18 protein-coding genes are annotated in these 22,761 nt (G+C 39.7%); 4 read left to right on the top strand and 14 right to left on the bottom strand.

The window, feature by feature from the left end:
* Positions 1-97 precede the first annotated feature (97 nt).
* Both B3317_RS17375 and B3317_RS17370 read left to right on the top strand, forming a co-directional pair.
* The gene (locus B3317_RS17375) at positions 98-673 is read left to right on the top strand and encodes an NfeD family protein (RefSeq protein WP_291114157.1); all 576 of its coding nucleotides are present in this window, start codon (positions 98-100) and stop codon (positions 671-673) included.
* A 41-nt stretch (positions 674-714) separates the two neighbouring features.
* Positions 715-2,268 carry a flotillin family protein gene (locus tag B3317_RS17370; RefSeq protein WP_291114154.1) on the top strand — a complete coding sequence of 518 codons (1,554 nt, stop codon included), beginning with the start codon at positions 715-717 and terminating at the stop codon, positions 2,266-2,268.
* A gap of 60 nt (positions 2,269-2,328) precedes the next feature.
* Here the strand turns inward: B3317_RS17370 and B3317_RS17365 are convergent, their stop codons facing one another.
* From B3317_RS17365 to B3317_RS17305, 13 genes are all read right to left on the bottom strand, one after another.
* On the bottom strand, positions 2,329-3,501 hold the full coding sequence (locus B3317_RS17365; RefSeq protein ID WP_291114151.1) for a THUMP-like domain-containing protein: 1,173 nt from the start codon (positions 3,499-3,501) through the stop codon (positions 2,329-2,331).
* Positions 3,498-7,931 carry a translocation/assembly module TamB domain-containing protein gene (locus B3317_RS17360; RefSeq protein WP_291114148.1) on the bottom strand — a complete coding sequence of 1,478 codons (4,434 nt, stop codon included), beginning with the start codon at positions 7,929-7,931 and terminating at the stop codon, positions 3,498-3,500. The genes B3317_RS17365 and B3317_RS17360 overlap by 4 nt, the downstream gene beginning before the upstream one ends.
* Positions 7,932-8,259: 328 nt before the next feature.
* Entirely contained in the window at positions 8,260-8,457 is a 198-nt protein-coding gene (locus B3317_RS17355) for an Arc family DNA-binding protein (protein WP_291114145.1), read from the bottom strand.
* A gap of 78 nt (positions 8,458-8,535) precedes the next feature.
* Complete coding sequence (locus B3317_RS17350) at positions 8,536-9,435, bottom strand: SPFH domain-containing protein (protein WP_291114142.1); 900 nt, start codon at positions 9,433-9,435, stop codon at positions 8,536-8,538.
* A 143-nt stretch (positions 9,436-9,578) separates the two neighbouring features.
* A complete protein-coding gene (gene cobC / locus B3317_RS17345; protein WP_291114139.1) occupies positions 9,579-10,097 on the bottom strand; it encodes an alpha-ribazole phosphatase in 519 nt (172 codons plus the stop codon).
* A gap of 40 nt (positions 10,098-10,137) precedes the next feature.
* Positions 10,138-10,899 (bottom strand): adenosylcobinamide-GDP ribazoletransferase, encoded by a 762-nt coding sequence (gene cobS, locus B3317_RS17340; RefSeq protein WP_291114135.1) that lies wholly within the window; start codon positions 10,897-10,899, stop codon positions 10,138-10,140.
* 121 nt (positions 10,900-11,020) lie between these two features.
* A complete protein-coding gene (cobT, locus tag B3317_RS17335) occupies positions 11,021-12,058 on the bottom strand; it encodes a nicotinate-nucleotide--dimethylbenzimidazole phosphoribosyltransferase (RefSeq protein ID WP_291114132.1) in 1,038 nt (345 codons plus the stop codon).
* A 495-nt stretch (positions 12,059-12,553) separates the two neighbouring features.
* Positions 12,554-13,846, bottom strand: coding sequence for a bifunctional folylpolyglutamate synthase/dihydrofolate synthase (locus tag B3317_RS17330; protein ID WP_291114129.1), 1,293 nt, complete (start codon positions 13,844-13,846; stop codon positions 12,554-12,556).
* 22 nt (positions 13,847-13,868) lie between these two features.
* Positions 13,869-14,501 (bottom strand): chloramphenicol acetyltransferase, encoded by a 633-nt coding sequence (locus B3317_RS17325; RefSeq protein WP_291114126.1) that lies wholly within the window; start codon positions 14,499-14,501, stop codon positions 13,869-13,871.
* Between the two features lie 152 nt (positions 14,502-14,653).
* On the bottom strand, positions 14,654-15,118 hold the full coding sequence (locus tag B3317_RS17320; protein WP_291114124.1) for an HXXEE domain-containing protein: 465 nt from the start codon (positions 15,116-15,118) through the stop codon (positions 14,654-14,656).
* Positions 15,119-15,136: 18 nt separating this feature from the next.
* On the bottom strand, positions 15,137-16,504 hold the full coding sequence (radA, locus tag B3317_RS17315; RefSeq protein ID WP_291114121.1) for a DNA repair protein RadA: 1,368 nt from the start codon (positions 16,502-16,504) through the stop codon (positions 15,137-15,139).
* Positions 16,498-18,330, bottom strand: coding sequence for a trypsin-like serine peptidase (locus tag B3317_RS17310; RefSeq protein WP_291114118.1), 1,833 nt, complete (start codon positions 18,328-18,330; stop codon positions 16,498-16,500). The genes radA and B3317_RS17310 overlap by 7 nt, the downstream gene beginning before the upstream one ends.
* Entirely contained in the window at positions 18,327-18,848 is a 522-nt protein-coding gene (locus B3317_RS17305; RefSeq protein WP_291114115.1) for a shikimate kinase, read from the bottom strand. The genes B3317_RS17310 and B3317_RS17305 overlap by 4 nt, the downstream gene beginning before the upstream one ends.
* A 248-nt stretch (positions 18,849-19,096) precedes the next feature.
* Between B3317_RS17305 and B3317_RS17300 the strand changes: the two genes are divergently transcribed.
* Together B3317_RS17300 and B3317_RS17295 are read left to right on the top strand one after the other, a co-directional pair.
* Positions 19,097-19,477: a BlaI/MecI/CopY family transcriptional regulator gene (locus tag B3317_RS17300; RefSeq protein WP_291114112.1), complete on the top strand. Its 381-nt coding sequence runs from the start codon at positions 19,097-19,099 to the stop codon at positions 19,475-19,477.
* Between the two features lie 2 nt (positions 19,478-19,479).
* Entirely contained in the window at positions 19,480-21,018 is a 1,539-nt protein-coding gene (locus B3317_RS17295; protein ID WP_291114109.1) for a M56 family metallopeptidase, read from the top strand.
* A 214-nt stretch (positions 21,019-21,232) separates the two neighbouring features.
* On the opposite strand, the gene B3317_RS17290 is transcribed toward B3317_RS17295, so the two are convergent.
* Entirely contained in the window at positions 21,233-22,750 is a 1,518-nt protein-coding gene (locus B3317_RS17290) for a PepSY-associated TM helix domain-containing protein (protein ID WP_291114106.1), read from the bottom strand.
* Positions 22,751-22,761 lie beyond the last annotated feature (11 nt).

Genomic DNA, 22,761 nt, shown 5'->3' with positions numbered 1-22,761 from the left:
ATTTCAGAACCTTTCAAAACTATTGTATATTTCGGAAAAAATCTTATTTTTGTATTAAGCTAAAAAAGCGAAAATAAACTATTAACAAAGAACTGCCATGAAAGAGTTTTTTTCAAGTATGGATGCTACACAACAGTTTTATTGGTATGTAGCTATAGGAGCCAGTGTTATATTTATAATCCAGACCATTATGACTTTTATCGGAGCCGATACCGATACAGGTATAGATGCCGATTTCGATGGTAATCTGGATGGGGCTGATTCTCCTTTTCAATTATTTTCACTAAGGAATTTGGTTAACTTCCTGCTTGGATTCGGATGGACAGGAGCAGTATTGTACGGCTCGTTCGAAAGTAAGATTATAGTAGGCATAATCGCATTCCTTGTAGGTTCACTATTTATCATTCTCTTTTTCCTTGTTATGAAAGGACTGATGAAATTATCAGAAGACAACACCTTCAAAATAGAAGATACAATAGGGAAAACAGCCGATGTATATATGAATATCCCTGCCGCAAAAGGCGGAAAAGGTAAAATATTTATAAGTATCAAAGGTTCTACGCACGAATTACCGGCTATCACATCCAGTGATATGGACATAAAAAGCGGTTCACTGGTGAAAGTAGAGGCCATAGAAGGAGGTATTCTTCTGGTTTCGCCCATGGCTAATTAAAGTAACTCTATTATAAACTAATTTAAAAACATTTATTAATTATGATTGATGGTATACCTGATGTTGCGATTATTATAGTCGTAGGTGTCATTGCCCTGTTTGTATTTATTTCGGCCATGGTGTCGAGATACAAACGATGTCCGTCCGATAAAATCCTGGTAGTATATGGAAAAACAGGCGGTGCATCGGCCAAATGTATTCACGGTGGCGGTGCGTTCATTATTCCTGTTATCCAGGATTTTGCTTATCTGGATCTGAAACCGATATCCATCGAAGCCAACCTCACCAGCGCACTGAGTAAACAAAATATCCGTGTAGATGTTCCGTGTCGCTTTACAATTGCCATTTCCACCGAGAAGGAAAATATGAATAACGCGGCAGAAAGGCTTCTGGGACTGACTACTTCCCAGATACAGGAATTGGCTAAAGATATCCTGTTCGGACAATTGCGTCTGGTTATCGCTACCATGATGATCGAGGAGATCAACTCCGACCGCGACAAGTTCCTTGACAACATTGCGAAAAACGTGGATACGGAACTTCGCAAAATTGGTCTGAAACTGATAAATGTAAATGTTACCGACATCAATGATGAATCAGGCTACATAGAAGCATTGGGTAAGGAAGCCGCTGCAAAAGCTATCAATGAAGCAAAAATCAGCGTGGCTGAGCAGGAAAAAATCGGGGAAACAGGTAAGGCTGTCGCCGACAGAATGCGCGATGTACAAATTGCCGAAACTCACAGAGACAGGGACGTATCCATCGCTGTGGCTCAGAAGGACAGAGAAGTAAGCATTGCAGGTGCTGCAAGAGACGAATCTATCGGTAAGGCCGAAGCAGACAGGGATACCCGTGTGAAAACCGCCGAAGCCAATGCAATAGCCGTAAAGGGTGAAAACACCGCGAAAATAGAAATTGCAGGTTCGGATGCCCAACGCCGCGAGAAAGAAGCGGAAGCTGCACGTCTGGCTGTTGCTGCCGAAAAAGTACAGCAGGCCAAGGCTCTCGAAGAAGCATATATGGCTGAACAAAAAGCCGAGTTGGCTCGTTCGGAAAGAGAGCGTTCGACGCAGATAGCCAACGTTGTTGTTCCTGCCGAGATAGAAAAGCAAAGAATTATCATTGAAGCGCAGGCTGCCGCCGAACGTGTACGTGAACAGGCTAAAGGAGATGCAGACGCTATCTTCGCCAAAATGGATGCGGAAGCACGCGGTTTGTATGAAATACTGACCAAACAGGCGGAAGGTTACAGGGATGTTGTAAATGCTGCAAAAGGCGATCCTGTGGCAGCTTACCAGCTATTGTTGATAGAGAAATTGCCTGAACTGGTTAAGACTCAGGTTGAGGCCGTTAAGAATATCAAAATTGACAAAGTTACTGTCTGGGATACAGGAAACGGTGCGGGTGACGATGGCAGGACATCTACCGCCAACTTTATATCGGGCCTGATGAAATCCGTACCTCCGTTAAACGACTTGTTCGGAATGGCGGGAATGAATCTTCCGTCTTATCTGAAAGGACAGGCGGAAAAGGATAAAGAGGTAATAATTCCACTGGCTCCTACACCTGCTGAAGATGAGAAAAAGAAGAAATAATATCAGTAAATAATTGAAGAAAAGCCTTGCATAAAAGATTTTGCGAGGCTTTTTTTATATTCAGGCTTTATGGCAAATCAATAATACTTTCCTGTCGTCGGCTAATGTAGTGGCAAATATGTATATATCTCCCCCATCTTTCAGCCCTGTTTTTTTTCTTATTTCCTGAACTGACAAAGGGAAATTGCGGGTAGTAATATTTGCCTGCTTAATATCCGACAGGTATTCCTTCATATCTTTCTTATTCAGAGAGCAGATATTATCCACAACAAACTTTCGTCCCGGAAAATCTTCATACAATACATCAGACGTATACAAGTGACTGCTGGGATGTAATTTATCCAGAGAATAAGCTTTTGCTATACTTTTGTATGCACCGGCTTTCAATATCGACGCATTTGGTTCGTACAGGTATTTTGCTATTTTAGTTGTATAATTCAAAGAGATAGTGTCTTCATCTTCTTTATAGAAAGTATAAGTATCTGTATTGCTATTCTGTATATTTACGCAATGGTAAAGAGTTTTACCTGTATTTCCTTTTTTGATAAAGAGCAACTCTTTGCATTCATTATTCACACTGATAATATATACATCCGACACGGATTTCACCGATTTTACGGCAAGAGTAATATCCAGCATCGGCGACAGTTTTATCATTACCTGCTTCGATTTTTCTTCCAGCAATGATTCTATATCGAGAATATTCGGAGTACAATCTTCTATCAGTACTGTTTTACGGCCTGTACTATCTCTGCGTGCAGGATCTATATAAATAAGGTTGACAGGAGGCATAGAAGACAAGTAACTCACTGCATCTTCATTTACGACCTTTATATCCTGTCCCAGTATTTTAAAGTTATGAACAGCTATTTCGGCCAACTCCGATTGCTGCTCTACATAAACGGCATTATTGAAACCATGAGCGAGAAAAAAACAGTCTACTCCCAGGCCACCGGTAAGATCGGCCATAGATTCACCTCCGCATAGCGAGGCCTTAAACAGGGCTGTTTGTTCCGACGAGCATTGTTCCATCGACAAATGTTTGGGATAAATTATGTTGTCATTGGCATACCACGAAGGGATTTTCTCTTTGGCTATCTTGCGTCCTGTAACCTGACGAATAGCCATTTCCATATCTATATCGGGATATTGCTTTGCCTGTAAAGCAAGCGAATGCACATCATCAGCCTCATGAGTAATTATAAAAGCCTTTAATTCGTCGCTAAGGTTCATTTTTTCTTCATTCTGATGAAAGGGCTCAGTGTACTGCCCTTTTGTATGGAATCAGGTACAATCGGAGGAGGCACCGTATCTTTCTTGTGTCTTATCCACGGATAGTTGAATAAGTCGCGCAACCCGTCAAAATCTTTCTTATAAATGATACCGACACCCTGTGTCTGTGTAGCATGTTCCAGATAATAGAACTTCTCATTATAGTGATTATATGCCTTTATACGCCATGTACCCGCGTTATTGAGCAGATATTCTATATCTATATCGGTTATCATGGCTTCATTATCCATGGTTATATTGTTACGATAATTACGATAACCAAAGTTCCCATTTATCAGAAGCCTGTTATTCAATAGCTGGCTCGACAATAACAATTCAGCCTCCGTATTCGTTAATTCGGCATCACTATAGCGGATATTAGTACCCAGTTGCCACCTGTCATCTATCCGGCTGACAATTTTTGTCAGCTGATTAGATAAAGTAGCGGAGGCCACAGCTGCGAAATCAGATGTCTGCGCACCCGGCGTCGCATAATTAGGAGCTTTGAACTTAGATAATATCAGCAGGTATGCAACCTGTTTGTTTATTTCGTCCTGAGTATTCAAAAGATTTTTCACCTGCCGCTCTACCTCTGCATCTGTCGATGGCAATGCTATATCCAAATCTACGTTGGGATGCTTGAGCGGACCGGTCAGGTTGAGTATACAATTAACCGGGATAGTAGTTTGCCCTACCTTTTTGGCCAGATCATCGTCCAAATCGTTAAGACTCGCATTCACTTTGTATATAGCATCCACATTCAGAGTCGCATCAAACGGATCACCCCTGAATTGCACATTACTTCCATCCTGTATATCGAACCGTCTCTCCATCAATCTCTGGAAAGTAAAATTGTAACTTCCCCTGTTGATATTATATGTACCATAGAGACGTGGCGAAGATTTCAGATTCCATTCGAAGCGCATAGCTCCGCTACCCGTTCCCCTCAGTATATCACCACCCACAGGGTCCATCAGCAACTCTAATGTAGCGTCGGGAGTTACATCCACATAAAAGTTCATATTGATATCCATTCCCGCATCATTGCGGGGAGCCAGTATCGATGTTTTTACCTCTTTTACCGTATCTCCTTCCTGTTTATTCTTATATGTTATAAAAGAATATTCATTGACGACATCTTCCATAAAATTCATACGTACAAGTGTATTGGCTTCCGTACGCATCCTGATATTCACATCCACGGCACTTTCGTCACCGCCGATAGTCCCATTTCCACTGCCGAATACTTTTCCGTAAAACAGGGGATTTACAGAATGTGAAGCGTTGTAAACAAGAAAATTATCAGCTTTCAATTCGACCAGATACATAAATTTACTAAAGAAATCATGCGCAACCTTACCGCTTGCATGCGCACTGTTATTAAACTGATCGGTCAGTATCAAATCATTAAAGTAGATAAGGTCTTTCTTCAGATAAACCGTATCGGAAAACGAATAGCGTGTATTCAGGAAACGAATTCCCAAGCTTCCGTCTTTGATAAACGCCTTCCCTTCTACTGTTACATTCGAAAAGTCTCCATATAGATGTACTTTTCCCGTACCCCGTCCTGTGATATTGTCAAAGATAGTTTCGGCATATTTATTCAGAAAGCCTATGTTGATACTATCGGCATCGAAATTTAATGATAATCTCTGTTTTATAGGGTCTAAGATTCCATCTACTTTCGTCTGCTTATTTTCCTTGCTAACGATCAGCCCGTCGAGGACAACCTGATTAGTCTCATCATCCAGTTCACTGAATATATTCAATTTACCTAATTCCGTCCCGTTAAATTTAAAGTCGGTCACTTCGAGGCGTGTATTTGCATATGGCTTCTTCTCTATACTCGATACGAACAGGCTACCTGTGGCTGCCCCACCAAACTGAAGGGCATCTATAGCTAAAGTCTGGAAAACATATTCGAGATTAATATTTTTGAGTTCAGCCTTTAATATATCATTTGAATCCTTTTGGGTATATTTCCCGTTTACTTTTACCTCCTGACTACCATCTTCGTTATATATACGGAAATTATCGACGGACACCAGACCATCCTGTATGGCTATATGTGACTGGTCCATTTTCCAATCGGCATTATTCAGCAATAGTTCGCCAGGTAATGTGTTTATATCCACTCTGAAAGGCTCTGTTTCATTTTTAGTAAGGAGTGTACTTATTGAAAAGTTTCCGCGGGCTTTCTGCGCACCTGTATTTATCAGTGATATATTTGTATTGATTAGATTATCTTTAATCTTAGAATTAATAGCAACATCATTGATTGTATTTTTCTTGCCTGCAACCAATGCGTTTATTTTAGCATCTATCGTATCGTGCGGATTGCGTATTGCAACATATCCCGATTGTATGCTCATTCCGGCTGCTTTTACCGACGGAGCAAATATTTCGAGATTAAACCTGTCATTTATATTATTATAAGACCCGATTATTTTAGAAGTACTCAATACTGTAACAGGCAGATCGAGTATACTGCTTAGTGATTCGCTATTGTTTATCTGCAATTCGAAATTAAGCATATTAGGTTTCTCTTCCGGTCTTTTCTTATTGTCAGGCTTTATAAGAGCCGGCAAATACATGCTCAATGTCTGCTTCACGCTATATATCATCGACGACATGGAATATATCCCGTTGATATCTCCTTTTAGCAAGTTAGACCTTATACTCAGCCTGCGATTGTCCGGGAAGCCGGCAACCCTTGCCACAAGACTATCCATTTGAAATAACTTATCATCCCGGATAAAATCTATAGAATCTATCCTTACATATCCCTCTGCATTATCGATATGGCTACCGATAAAATCTGCATCTATGGAAAGAGAGAGATAAGAGTGCTGCATCTTTTCGGCCAAATGCAAATTAGCCAGTTGAACGTTCTTTATTCTGGCCCTGAAATTCAACTCCGGATTCTCTTTATCAGTCAAATCAAACAGTCCGTTAACATTCAATATACCATTCTCGTCATTCACATTCAGTTGCCCGTCTACCCGCAGGCCGTCGTAAGTTGCATCCAGCGAAATATCTTTATACGTATATCCTTTGAGATCGAAATTATGAATATCTCCGTCTGCTGTCCCCCTGATTTTACCATATATGGGTTTCTCCAAATCAACAGCAAGATTGAATGATATCTTGTTCAAGTCTTTGTTATCCAAAAGCTTTCCCAGTTCGAAGTCTGAAGTATAAACTTTCCCATGTACAAAGGAACTTATTCCTTTTCTTGGATTCAGCCCGAAGAGCACATCTGTTTTAATAATACCCAGGTCTGTATCCAGACTGCCAAAAGCCGTAAGTTGTTTTAAATAACCCGAAATATCGCCGATAAAAGACAATCTACCTAACTTTTTTAATTGCGGTGGCAATTGAGTCTTATTTTTGGAAAAATTATTGAGTATACTTTCCACCTCATTAATCCCAATAGTCAAATCGTCGACACTGCCCAAAAGATATGTTTTTTCGGAATCCCGGATATCTTTGACCTCTGCATTAGCAGTCAAATGCATCTTTTCCCCATAATTTACGAACAATTCAGAAAGGGTCAGATTATCCAGCGAACCCGAAACATGGGCACGTATATTAACTAAGTCATTGAAATTCTGCAATACGGGAACAAATGCCGCTATATCTTTCGGAGCTATATATGAAGGGGCTACGCGACAATCAAGAACTGCGTAATCAAGTATTTTAGCCGTATCACTTGTCGGCGTGAGGTCTATTTCGCATTTTTCTAACGACATATAGGAAGATGGCAGGTTCAGCTCAAATCCCCTGACCGACATCTTTTTCCCCTGACTGATTACTCTGAATACAAGATTCGATATCTCCAGTCCGCTTTTTTCCTTCAGACTGATTTTTTTCACCTGAATATTAAGAGAGTCTTCCTTTATAGACTTTACAGTAAACTTAGCATCCATACCGGATACTTGTATATGATTTGCATCAAACTGGCCAACCTTTAAAGGACGGTCTTTTACATCATATGAAAAGTGGCCATTGGACAGGTTGATTGCATTCAGCTTAATATCCAGCTTGGCTTTCGGTTTATCATCTTTCGATTTGAATGCATCAATTACATATTGTATATTCAGAGGAGCACTTGTACTGTCTTTCGATAAGTGGACTTCAAAATCGGTAAGCCATGCAGAAGTGATTACTATCTTACCGTTTATAAGGGCAAGGATATCAACGCCTGCCGAAACCTTATCAGCCATCAAAACTTTCTCATTGGATTGGTCATAAAGATACAGGCTATCGATAGCAATGGTATTGAACGGTTCAAAATGAAGACTGCCGATCCCCAGTTCTGTACCTAATTTAGCCTTCAGTTCCTTCACAATAAGGTCTTTGGCATATTCCTGAACAGCGGATGTGTTCAATAAGCCAAACAACAGGATAACCAGACCGAAAATTATCCCGAAAATAGTGAGAAATATTTTTTTAAACCGTTTTATAACTCTTTCCTTTAAGGTCGCGGACCTATTTTTTTACTTTGGTAAGTATAATAACTAATGTAAGTTACCGCTCGAAGATATATCATTAAATACTATCTTCTGCTTAATAGTGCAAAAGTATTAAAAAAATGAGATTTTTCCCTATCCCCATATCGCTATCTTGAACAAAAGAAATGATGTTAAGATAATTTATAGAAAAATCCTTTTCATCACAAAGAGAACCGATTTCTAAACCGGTTCTCTTTGTTACTAATTATCCATTATCCGTTTTGGGTTCCTTCTCCTTTTTTGTCCGTCCTGCTTTACGAAGTGCCTGATCGAGAATATACTGTATCTGCCCGTTGGTACTGCGAAACTCGTCGGCAGCCCATTTTTCAATTGCATCCATCATTTCGGAATCGATACGCAGGACGAAGCTTTTTACAGTAGATTCTTTTTCTTTTTTAGCCACAATAATATTAATTTAAAGATTTAAAGATTTCAATATTGAAAGAAATACCATTTTGAAATCTTGAAACCTGAAATAGAATTAATGATGCAGTGTTCCCGCATTCACTATCGGTTGAGCCGCCTCATCAGCACAAAGTACCACAAGTAAATTACTCACCATGGCAGCTTTACGCTCCTCGTCAAGTTCCACTATCTGGTCTTTTTGCAGTTTATCCAAGGCCAACTGCACCATACTTACCGCGCCTTCCACTATCTTCTCACGGGCAGCGATAATCGCATCTGCCTGCTGACGGCGGAGCATCACGCTCGCTATTTCAGCTGCATATGCGAGGTAATTGATGCGAGCTTCTATGACTTCGATACCAGCAATTGCCAAGCGGCTATTCAGTTCATCTTCCAGCTTCTGGCTCACCTCATCACCGTCGGAACGAAGAGTTATCGCATCCGCTTCATGATTGTTATTATCATATGCATACATACCGGCTACCTGACGCAAAGCGGCATCACTCTGTATTTTCACAAAGTTGGCGGCTGCAGTCATTACACTGCTTCCGGCTGCATCGATGTCGAAAGATGCTTTATATGTATCTTTTACTTTCCAAACCAACACTGCGCCAATCATTATAGGATTACCCACTTTGTCATTTACCTTTACAGGCTCTATATCGAGATTTCGTGCACGAATAGGAATCCGGCGTGTAGAATAGAAAGGATTTACCCAGAAAAAACCATTTTCGGTAAATGTTCCTCTATATTTTCCAAAGAATATCATTACACGGGTTTCGTTCGGTTCTATCATAATAAGCCCGTAGAATATTGCAGGAATCAGCAATACACAACCGACTATTCCTCCTGCCACCCCTGCGATCGTTTCTGTTGTTATAGCAAAAATACTTGCACCAACCAAAATCAATCCAATTACAATAGCTGCAAATCCTGAGATTTTAGCTCCTTCAAACTTCTTCTCCCGTGTTTCCATATTATTTATTATTTGATATTAAAATGATATCATAAAGATATAAATAATTTTATTATATGCAAATGAAAAAGGGTGTATTTAAATAAAATAAGTTTCATGGTATATACACTATGAAACTACATCCGGATAATATTTTATTTCATTCAAATAAATTCGAATTCTGATATCTGCCCGTACTCCGACAAATCATCGAATGCCCCGGCCAAATCCGTTTTACCGAAATATACTTTAAAACAGTTTATTACCCCGCCATGAGCAAAGACTGCCACAGTAGAGTGATCCTGCCCTTTAAGTTCGTCGAGGAAAGATGCTATACGCTTATACATTTGTGCAAAGGATTCTCCGTTGGGCGCAGGGGTATTTATCCAGTCTTTTTCCCATTCCGTCATATCTATCTTGTCCCACTCCTGCATTTCCCATTCGCCGAAATTCAGTTCTTTCAACCTGTCCTTGAGGCGTATATTTTCATATCCGCAATACTCGGCAAGTTTTTTTGCCCGGCTCAACGGACTGGAAAATACAGCATCGAAAGTTATATCTTTCAGGTTTTGCTTTACTATTTCAGCTTCACTTTCAAAGGTTTCTTTTAATGGCACATCAGTTTGTCCGTAGCAAACACCGTTTACGCCAACTGCTGTATGTCGTACAATATATATTTTCATGAAATCAATTAGTAAATTAGCCAATTTGAATATTAACCTATTAAACAGCTAAACAATTCAATATTATCACTATTCCCAGATAAAAAGACAATTCACACATCAGGAATGTAGCTCCGCAACAATCACCTGTATAGCCCCCGATTTTCTTTTTCATCAGAAGAATTAATCCTGCGAAAACAAAGATAGGAAATATTATAGCCGGCAAAAAGTCAATTTTTAATAATAAAATAAAAGGGAATAGTCCTAATATGATAGATATAACACCTGTTCTGACTGACATTTTATTATAAACCACCTTCGATTTACTGGTTTCCTCATTTCGGGCATATGGCAGGAACAGAGTTATGAGTGATGCTATGAATTTACATAACGGATCTGCCGATAATATCACAAGGCAAGCCATTTCGAGACTAAGATTGCTCAGAAGCAAATAAAATAATGAAAAATAAAATATCAGGCTGACAACCCCATATGTACCAATGTGCGAATCCTTCATTATCTCCAGCGTCCGCTCGCGTGTATTCCCTCCCCCAAATCCATCGAAGAAATCGGCCAGACCATCTTCGTGCAATGCTCCCGTAACTAGTAAACGGCTTAGTATTGCCAGAATAACAGCAATGGAATAAGGCAAAATTTGCGCAGCACTCCAAAGCACCCCTGCCATCACCGCTGCCGTGAGCCATCCGGCAACGGGCCAGTAATTGATTACCTGCTTATAATACGGGGCAGGTACATTAAAGGCCTTTAACCGCCAAAACGGTAAACGGGTAAAAAAAACGAGGGCGGCAGCTATATTTTTCATTATAAAACAGTTACGAGTTACATGTTACATGTTACGAGTCAATAATTAGCCAATCTGTTTTTGATGTGTTAGCAAACTTGTAACTCGTAACTGCCTACAGGGCGAAGTAACTTGTAACTATTTAAAAATACTTTGTCACTTTTATCTCCTTAAACGAATGCATCTCGTTTATCATATGCAGGGCAGAAGCGACAATAGGATAGGCACATAACGCACCTGTGCCCTCTCCCAACCTGAGACCAAGATTCAGTATAGGTTTTGCCTTCAGATAATCCAATACCAGTTTGTGACCTGCTTCATCACCCTGATGCCCGAAAATAGCATAATGCAATACATTTTCGTTTGACTTAGATGCTACAAGCATGCAATTCGTCATAATGAAACCATCGACCAGAATCATCATTTTCAGTTCGGCAGCTTTGAGCATAGCGCCCACAGTCATCACCATCTCATAACCTCCAAAATAGCGCATAATATCCTCGACAGAGGCATCGCCTTTGTAATTTTCCATAGATTGTTTCAGCACATTGTATTTGTGGCTGATGATTTTACCTGTATGGTCGCATCCGGCGCCAATGCACTGATCTAACGGGATACCTGTAAGATAGGTCATCCAGAGGGAAGAAGACGAAGTATTCGTTATACCCATCTCTCCAAAACCAATGACATTGCACCCCTCGTCGTAACATGTCTGTGCACATTCTGCCCCGCGTTGTACGGCCAACTCCATTTCTTCATGCGTCATAGCTGCCTCGTGCAGATAATTGCGTGTGCTCTTACGGATTTTCTTATCTATGATAGGATCGCCATCTTTGAAATCGAAATTAACACCCGAATCCACCACTTTAAGGTTAAACCCATGCTGACGGGCCAAGAAATTAATTCCTGCGCCACCTGCCCAAAAGTTTAATATCATTTGATATGTTACCTCCTGCGGAGAAGGGCTTACACCTTCGGCTGCGATACCGTGATCGCCTGCAAATACGATATGGCAGGGATTCGTCAGTTTAGGACTGAGGGATTGTTGCACCCAGCCGATTTGCATGGCAAGGTCTTCCAATACGCCTAATGAACCTTTCGGTTTGGTAAGGTTATCAATTTTTTCCTGTAAATAAGAACGGACTTCGTCGTTTGGTTTTTCGATGTTGAATTGTTGCATTATATTCTAGTTTATGCTGCCAGCGAATACAGGCAGATTATATTAGTCTCTTTCATCCTTTCAGATTTGCAATCCGAAAGTTTTATACCATTCATAATCAGTATATATTTTGTTAAAAAGTAACAAAGGTTACACTATTTACAGTCATCAGCCAACAACTTGTATCTCGTGTCTTGTCTACTCGTATCTCATATAACTTAAAAACTTACGACTTGTTAAAAAGTAACAAAGGTAACAACCTTTACAGTCATCAGTTAACAACTCGTATCTCGTGTCTTGTTTACTTGTAACTTTTTTCAAAAGGTAACAAAGGTAACAACCTTTCGAAATTTTTCACACTGTTACTTTTCTATCGACAACACGCTTGTTATCTGTACCATATAGATAAAATGACATTAAAAAAGTAACAGTTTCCGGACCTGTAGGGACGAAAAAACATTCACCCATTAATTAGGGAAAATTCTTTGCTCCTATGGAATCACTCGCAACTATTCTCTATTTATACCCAAAAGTATTCAGAGCATCGGCTACAACAAAGTTACTACCTCCGATGAATATGAAATCATTGGATGCTGCCCAGTCTTTTGCCGCCCGAACAGCTTCCGCCACTGTCGGATATGAATATCCCATCAAACCTTTCTTCTGGGCCTGCATTTGCAGTTCGCGCTCGTTCATGGCACGGGGAACAGAAGCTTTGGTAAAGTAATAAATGGCTTTACGGGGCAGTAATTCGAGTATGGAAGCAATATCTTTATCATTTACCATTCCCAGTACAATATGTAGTGTATCGCACTTCTCATTAGCCAGCTGCTCGGCTATATACTTCATTCCGGCTACATTGTGTCCTGTATCACATACTATTTTAGGGTGCAACTCCTGCAGAATCTGCCAACGCCCCATCAGGCCTGTCAGTTTGGTTACATATGCAAATCCGTTATAGACAGCCTTAGACGGAATAGTATATCCTATTTTCTGTAATTCCTTGACCGCACATAATACTGTGGCCGCATTCTTTATTTGTGCATACCCTGACAGTTCGCCTTTAAGATGCAGATAATACTTTGTATCGAAAAGCCAGCCACTTGCTGTCCTCAAACTCGACTGGATTATATGTTCATCTTCGGCAAATAGAATGGGTGCTCCCACCCTTTCCGCTGTGTCGGCAAATACAGTCTTTATCTCACCTTCCGCTTCACCTATAATTACAGGTATACCTTTCTTTATAATACCGGCCTTTTCGGAGGCAATCTTTTCCAATGTATTGCCAAGAAACTGCATATGGTCGAAACTTATATTGGTTATTACGCTGAGGTCCGGCGTGATAATATTAGTACTATCCAGCCTCCCACCCAGTCCCACCTCTATGATAGCTACATCTACATGCATATCCGCAAAGTAAAGGAACGACATCATCATTGTCAGTTCAAAAAACGAAGGCTCTACCGGTTCGAAATATTCCCGGTGCTTTTCTACAAAATCCACAACATACTGCTGTGATATCTTTTCCCCGTTGACACGTATACGCTCCCTGAAGTCTACCAGATGCGGCGAAGTGTATAGCCCTACCTTATATCCGGCTTCCTGTAATATGGCTGCAAGCAAATGCGAGGTCGAACCCTTGCCGTTCGTTCCGGCTATATGGATTGTTTTATATTTAGTATGGGGATGTGCAAAATATGTATCGAGGGCAAGGCTGTTGTCCAATCCCTCTTTGTATGCGATACCACCTACTCTTTGGTATACGGGCAGTTGGTTGTACAAATATTCTATGGTCTCCTGATAGGTCATTATCCTTGTTATCTTTTATATTTCAGAGTGAATGGATACTCTCGTTTAACTTATCCAGAAATTGCGCTACATGCAGGCCATCCATTACAGCATGATTGACAGTTATAGAAACAGGCAATAGCAATTTTTGTTCTTTTGAAAAGAGTTTTCCCGTCGATATTTTGGGGATGGCCCCGTTATTACCGAACGAAACAGCATGCTTCATATCGGTAAACCGTATCCACGGAACTGATGAATAATGAATAACATTATTATTACCGGGAAGGCTTTGCAGTCCCAGTCCTGTCGTATTCTTCACCCGCTCTATAACCAATAAAGCATTGTTTGTAAATTCTTCTATATCGGAAAAATATTCGAAAAAAGAAAAACAGAATGTACCGTCATCACGGCCTACCGTCGATTCGGGATGAATGGTATCGTAGCAAAGCAGTTCTTCATCTTCGATCCTGTAACGGAACGCTTCTACCGCATTGGCAGCCCGCATAATCCTGTGTAACGAATGAAGAAAAAACGAAGACTTACTATCTTTACTATAATTATAAACAGGAGTAAAATCAACATCGACCGTCATACCGAAAAAGGGGTCATCGAACGACCTGAAAAAATTGTAATGCTCTTTCCGGTTCCATGTATTTAAATCGATTCTTTTTTTCATCCGGCATTCTGCATAGTAGGAAGGTACATCAGTTTATAAGACAACATGATAGATGTATCATCTGTATCGAATGCTATTATCTGTATATCCATTATAAAAAATAATGCACTTAAATATTAATAAAATCAGTCTTTAGATTGTAAAGATATTAACTATTTAGGGGAATTATTCATTTTTTTCTTAATTAATTGCAGTATTATGGGAAAAGACATAATAAGAAATCCTCCCAACAAACTTATTATGGTAAAAGAGACAGTCAGAATCCCTTTTTCGGAGGCTATTGCATAGGCCCATGCGCAAACCGGTATAAAAAGGAATACAGAAGTTATTAATCCCGGAGAAAATCTCCGTTTAACAACAGTGGTTCCGATATGGGCAAAGATAGCATTTACAGCAGCTAGTCCGACAAATAAATATGCAAAGACCGGACAGGTATATCCGACAGCCGAGCAACAAATACCCAATACAATGACGGCGAAATTGGCTACAAAAAATTCAGCCCATTCCATTTTCAGACCGGATGTTTGCTGTGCCCATGATTTCCAGTCCAACACATACTCTTCGAGAATATGCGCCGAATAAGCTACAGTTAATATCCAGAAGGGCACATTTTCCATCCTGTAAAATATCTGTTTTTATCCGAAAAGTTGTCTGAAAGCCTCTTCAACCTTTCTCACCTGGATGATTTCGATATTGACTTTCGATGTAAATCCTTTCAAATTATTTTGCGGTACAAGTATTTTCGAAAAGCCGAGTTTTTCGGCTTCCAGTATGCGTTGCTCGATACGGTTGACCGGACGGATTTCTCCGGACAGACCGACTTCACCTGTCATACACACATGCTTCTCGATGGAAATATCCAGGCTGGATGATAATACGGCACTGATAACAGACAAGTCCATGCCGGGATCGTTTACTTTCAATCCCCCCGCAATATTCAGGAAAACATCTTTCTGGATAAGTTTGAAACCCGCCCGTTTTTCCAACACGGCAAGAAGCATGTTCATCCGGCGGAGGTCAAATCCGGTAGCCGAGCGTTGCGGCGTACCATATGCAGCCGTGCTGACCAGCGCCTGTGTTTCTATCAGAAACGGACGTATGCCTTCGATAGCCGCGGAAATGGATACACCGCTCAATCCCTCATGGTTCTGCGTGAGCAGCAATTCGGACGGATTACTCACTTCACGCAATCCATTTTGGCGCATCTCATAAATACCCAGCTCGGCAGTGCTGCCAAAGCGGTTTTTAATACTGCGCAGGATACGGTACATATAGTGCTGGTCGCCTTCGAACTGGAGTACTGTATCAACGATATGCTCCAATACTTTCGGCCCGGCTATACTTCCCTCCTTATTGATATGTCCTATCAATACGACTGGTGTATTTGTTTCTTTTGCAAACTTGAGTATCGCAGCCGAACATTCGCGTACCTGCGATACGCTTCCCGGCGAAGATTCTACTGCATCGGTAAAAACCGTCTGGATGGAATCGATAATAACAAATCCGGGATTCAGATTCTGAATATGTACAAATATCTGTTCCAGATTGGTTTCACAGACTATAAAACAATTTTCACTATTGGAATTGATACGGTCGGCACGTAGTTTCAACTGGCGTGCGCTCTCCTCTCCCGATATATATAGTGTCTTTATTCCGTTCAGTCCTAATACGGTCTGCAATATTAAAGTCGATTTGCCGATACCGGGCTCCCCTCCTATCAATACCAGTGAGCCGGGCACAAGGCCTCCTCCGAGTACACGGTTGAGTTCCCCGTCGTGCAAGTCGATACGTGGCTCCTCACCTGTCTGTACATCTTTCAGAAGTAAAGGTTTGGCCTTAGTGGTGTCGAATATATGCAGGCCGCTTTTTGCCGAAGACTTCTCCTTACTTATTATTTCCTCTACATAGGTATTCCATTCGCCGCAAACAGGACATTTACCCAGCCATTTGGGTGAATCATTGCCGCAATTGCTGCAAACATATACCGATTTTATCTTTACCATGTTATTTTCTCCGCTTTCTTTGTCCCGTTTTTGGTTATAGTTTGTATGATATATGTGTCTCTTGGCAAAATACTGATATCTATTGGCTCCTCTTTTACATCAAGACCTTTTTTATCAATGACCGTATCGCCGTTCAGATTGATTATCCGGATGCGTCTAATAGAATCGTCTTCCTTATTAAGTGTTACTGTAAGGGTTTTTGTCCCGGTTATAGCGTATTTCACAGTACTTACTACTGAAACCGTTATTTGGGCTGCCTTATTTTTCTTATCCGTAATATTAATTAGTGCAGAACCAAAATCGAGAGCCTTGATTATAACTTTACTACTATTTAATTCTGCCGACACTATATTACTGTTTGATGATGAAACAGTATAATCACCATTTCCATCAAGAATTGTAACTTCAGTAGTTGTATTCAGAATCATAGAGAGGTCATTATTATCCAATACAATATTTTTTTCTATATCATCATTGTTGTTCAGTCCGGCAAGTTTGGTTACTCCTGTATTTGTCGGATCTAAATATTTACTCATATGCTTGTTCGCATCCGGATATTGATCCCAGTGATACCACAATTTCCCATAATAGTCGGGGATTGTCAAATCACAAGAGTTGTTTTCACCACCTGTCAGCGTACCTATAATCAACCCTGCCGGATTGAAAATAGGACTGCCCGATGAACCCCCTTGAGTAGCTCCTTTTGTATAAGTAACCACCCAATGTGCATTCGTCGCTGAACCACTCCACGTACCCGTAGACAATTCCTTTTCATAAAATGATATTTTCTTCACATCCCCCATCGGGTGATGAATTATAGCTCCGCTGCTACTCGCTTTATTTTCTCTGTTCCATCCGTTAAAATATACGTCCCAATCGTCAGGAATGCTTTCTGTAAGTTTAAGTAATGCTCCGTCACTTCCTCCATTTATCGGATTAAGCACCATTACTTCCGAACCTTTGTGGTATTTATATCTGGGAGCCTGGGCCCCAGCTTCCATCTCGCAGGTAGGATATTCATATTCAAAAATGAATGATGTATTGTCCGGAATTTGATCGACAGTCATATTTTCGAAACAATGGTCGGCCGTAAGTAAATACGGAGTCTTATCATTGTTTGTATTATTAATAAGAGATCCCGAACATAAATACGTTTTCCTATCGCTTTTTGTCATTCTTAACAAAACCACGCCTTTCTTTTGGTATTGCCAATTTTCAGCATCAGGGCAATTAACGTTAATCATACATGACGCAGATGTATCAAAATCGGAATGTTCCCCATTTCCGTTTGTATATTTATACCCTACATCGGATAAAAGTATACGGGGTGTTTCCGCTATTTTCTCCGGAATAACATATTCCAGTACGACATTATCCCCTTTTAAATTTTCTATAGAATATGGCCCGCCGGAAGGATTATCATTATGGTTGTACACAACAGCATCGGTTGTATTATTTTTATTGTAGACATATAGCTTTGCCCCTTCGGGTAAATAAAAATCGTCGAACCGGACAAAGAAACCTGTTGCCTGAGGTACATCAATATTCAGCTTCCAGATTTTATCCTTGTTCGACAATGCCGACCAGGAACCGATAGTATCCATATTTATACCGAGTGTATATACCTTTGCTTCCAATAGTGCAGTTCCCCGTTTATTGTATTGGATGTCGGCAACAGTATATTTGGTCTGCTTCAAATCGACAATCAATGAAACCTGCGATTTATCTTCATTCAGTGTGTATTGCTTATCCTGAGCAACAACAGACACAACTGACGCAAGTATTATTACACCCGATAAAAACTTCTTCGATAGATTAGATTTCATAATTTATCAATTAATTGCTGAACATATTTATTAACATCATCCCGATTGACCAGTTCTTCCGTTTCGAATATAATCTGTGCCTGAGTGTAATACGGATTTCTTTTCTCCAGACTCTCTACGACAAAAGCGAAAAGTTCTTCTTCATTTTTGTCTTTTATGAGTGGACGTTTTTCCTTACATGTGTTTAACCGTGCGGCGAGTGCCTCAGGCGCAGCATTCAGATATACCGTAGTACCGGCCTTATTCATATACTCCATATTATCAAAGAAACATGGAGTACCACCTCCTGTAGAAATGACTACATTTTCGAATTCGCCAACTTCTTTCAGTACAGTGCTTTCTATTTTACGGAATTCTGCTTCGCCAACATCCTGAAACAGCTGGCTCACAGTTTTTTGGTAACGCGCTTGTATAAAGTGGTCTAAATCTATAAATTCAAGTTCCAGAACTTTCGCGAGTTCTTTTCCGGCAGTGGTTTTCCCGGCACCCATATACCCAATCAGGAATATTCTCTTCATTTATATTATTCGATATATACTAATCATACAAAAATAGGAATAAAATAGTTAAAGAAGATTAGAGATCTTAATATTATTAAGTTTTAACGACTGTAAATATCCCTTATCGAAATCTGAGATTTCCACGTCTCAAAATAATAAAAACAGTTAATCGACTAATCACCTGTTTTTGTCTAAAAAAATAGTCTTAAAAAATTTGCTGTCTAAAAGAATAGACATACATTTGCATAATGACCAATAAATATAGTATGCAACTTACGAAAGCCGAAGAACAAATAATGCAGATACTGTGGACTATGGAAGAAGGCACAGTACAGGATATATTGAAAGGATTTACCGGAAATAAACCTGCCAGAACAACAATAGCTACAGTATTAACCATCCTGGAGGGCAAAGATTTCGTATCGCACCGTAGCGAAGGACGTGTTAATGTATATAAAGCCCTTATCTCGAAAGAGAATTATTCCAAGAAACAATTATTCGGATTTGTAAAAGACTATTTCAACGGGTCATTCTCTTCTATGGTTTCATTTTTTGCAAAAGAAACTAACCTCTCTATTGAACAGATGGATGAAATGCTGGATGAAACGCGTAAAGCACTCGAAGAAGAAACCAATAAAACTAAATAGCCATGGAAACGTTCATTATTTACATAGCTAAAACAGGTATTTGTCTGGGTATATTTCTCGTTATATACTCCTTATTTTTGCGCCCGACCACATTCTTTCGTTTCAATAGGATATTTCTGCTCTCCGGCTTTGTAGCATCATTGGTTATTCCTGCTATTAAGTATACTTATGAGGTGATTATCCCGGTCTCTGTAGTCCAAAATATAGAAACAGCTTCAGAAACTGTGCCTGTAACACCTACCGCCGGCATCAATATCTGGATTGTGTTATCAAGTCTGTATCTGGTTGGTACATTAGTACTGACAGGCCGGAATATGTATGCTTATACAAAACTCCGGAAACTGGTAAAAAGCGGAGTGAAATATAATAACAAAGGTTTTAAACTTGTAGAGAACAATAACATAAACTCTCCATTCACGGTATTGAATTATATATTAATGAATACAAGCAATCTGAGCCAGATAGAAAAAGATTTGATTCTCAGGCACGAAATAACCCATGTTAGCCAAAAACATTGGGTAGACCTTTTATGCAGCGAATGCATGCTCGTATTGCAATGGTTCAATCCACTGGCATGGGTATATGTAAAACTATTGAAAGAAAATCATGAGTTTCTGGCGGATAAGGCCGTGATAGATTCTGGAGTTTCCCCGGCGCTTTATCAAGCAGTATTAATTAATCAGAAATTTCAGGGACCTGTGTTCTCTTTTTCCAATTCATTCAATTATTCCAAACCGTTAAATCGTTTATCTATGATAAAAAAGGCGAAGAGTTCGCCATGGAGGAGAGCTATGGTTTTAGCCATTATTCCTATCTTCGGATTGTTTTTGTGGGCCTCGTCAGAACCCCGTTATGTATTCGGCCAGCCGGATATACAGGTTGTTCCGGACGACTCTATTGTCGTAGTCGGATATGGGTCAACGGGCAATGTTTCTACCGATTCTCTGATTAAAACCAAAAAGATAATTATAAAGAAGAAAAAAGACTCCATTAGTTCAGATAAAAGCAATACAAAAATAGAGATCAAAGGGGTATATACTATGACCGCAGGAGATGCAGACCCTATAGTTTTTATTGATGGTAAAAAATCGGATAAGGTAAAAATGGAAACTATAAATCCTGCTGACGTAGAATCTGTTTCCGTACTTAAAGATGCTCTCGCAGTAGAGATGCATGGAGAAGGCACTAAACACGGGGTTATTCATATCAAAACAAAGGAATATGTAAAGAATAATCCGGAACAAGGAAGCAATAAGTTTGAGCTAAAAACAGGAAAAGGAATGACATTTATGAAGAGGGACTCTCTGAATACAGATTTGAATGGAGTTCCAACTAAAATAATAAAACGTTGGAAATCAAATGAACCTGTAATTTATCTCGATGGTGTAAAAATAAAAACCTTAGAGAATATAAACCCTGACGATATAGAAAGTATCGAGGTACTTAAAGACAAGACCGCCATTTCCATATATGGTACTGAAGGAAAAAATGGTGTGATACTGATAACTTCAAAGAAAAAAGATAGCACTAAACAGAAATAAATAATTATAACAAGAAACGGAATTATTCCAGACTTTACATAGCTTTCAACGACAAGGTTGAAGTTTTATCATATAAATTCTTTTTTTAATTCTCCTTTTCAAAAAATAAAAAGTTTGAAAGAATTTTCTTTTATTAAAGTCATTCTTTAATAACTGACAGGGCAAATAAGGCGATTAATACATATTTCTTCTTTGACTTCATTGCGATGATTAATTATTTGCCCGTTTTATTGGCTTTTTTCTTATATCGTTTTCGGTAAACAAAATATCCGGATATTAGTATTGAGATAATGAGCGATCCTGAGAGGAAAATAAAGAAATCAGAAAATATACCGATAACAGGAGAATATATCCTGCCTACATGGGTTTCAAGGCACAAATGCCATAAAGACATTCTTCCATTATCCTTAATATGGCCGGGCATTGGAGCAAAGTTATCGTCCTGTCTTAATCCCCTTGCGCCCAAGTTGTAATCGAAAATAGTGACCATATTGTTGATATCTGCCGAATACCCGGATACTGCATTGGTTACAACAGGTGGACCTCCACGCTGCATAATGGCTGGTCTCAGAGTATACGCATCAATACTTTTCCCTGTTTTCCTGTCCCAGTAATATACCCCGCTGAAAGATCCCGTCAACCACCGGCCGGATTCATCTTGTTCAAAAACCGTGACCCCCATAACACTCACTGGAGGCGGCGATTGTATTCTCTTAGGGGTAGATTCAAAATTATCCAGATGGTAAAAGCCTTCAGAAGAATATAGTATCCATGATTTCTCCGATTTATCGTAACGAATACATCTTAATTTATCGAACCAAGGATTATCGTCATTTAGAATTGTACCGGGCAAAGTAGAAATTTTGGCACGAATAATGGCTATCAGTAACGGAGGACGCAGAAAAGTCCCCGAAAGGACAAGAACCAATAAAAATGCAAGCAATGTAACTCCTAGTTTGTTGTGAATCTTTATCGATTTTTTCCAGACCGTAGTATATGGTTTACCATCTTTCTTCCGGGCCTTTCTTCTTTTTATTATTTTAGGAAAAAAGGTGAATATGATGCCTGTAACACATAAGATAATGGAAACAATCCCTAGCATATCAACAAATAACCTTCCCGGCATTCCGAATAGCTCACCACTGTGCAATGTCCACATAAACCTGAAAAGGGAAGTTTCCTTTTTATAACCTTCAGGAGCTTTAAGCTCTATTTTATGGAATTGTTGATAGGGATATAAAGAAACAAAGGCGTAGGAACGGGTAAGGATAATAAGAGAGTCGCCCTGAGCCTGAATGTCAGATATGCGTTCATCAGTATCCAGCTCTTGTGAAAGAAGACTCCATTTATTATTCGGTTTGTCCAGTTTATATAGATCAAAAGTAGTTGCAGAGAAAACATCACCGTTGTTTGTCCGCACAATATTTCCCACAATACGGTTGTCTGCTCCTGCTTTTAAACCCTCTTCATAGTAAGAAATATCTGAAGCGAGAGAGTCTGTGATTAGTAACCCTACTCCTCCATAAAGCAAAACAGAATCTTGTGATAACCTGAAAGAACCCTTTAAAGCCCCATTATTCCAGTTATCATACTTATAGCCGGCAGGCAAATATGATCTTGGAATATCAATACTGGAAATCCCTTCTCTATGATTGAGGAATATGCCCGACAGGGCGAATATGATAAAGAAGAATGAAAGAACGAGTCCTGCCCATTTATGCCATTTTCTCATTTTCTACTGTT

Origin of the sequence: Dysgonomonas sp. UBA7710, from assembly GCF_002482385.1 — a bacterium.
Classification (GTDB): domain Bacteria; phylum Bacteroidota; class Bacteroidia; order Bacteroidales; family Dysgonomonadaceae; genus Dysgonomonas.
Note: the sequence above shows the minus strand (reverse complement) of the source record. Positions and strands in the feature narration are given on the sequence as shown.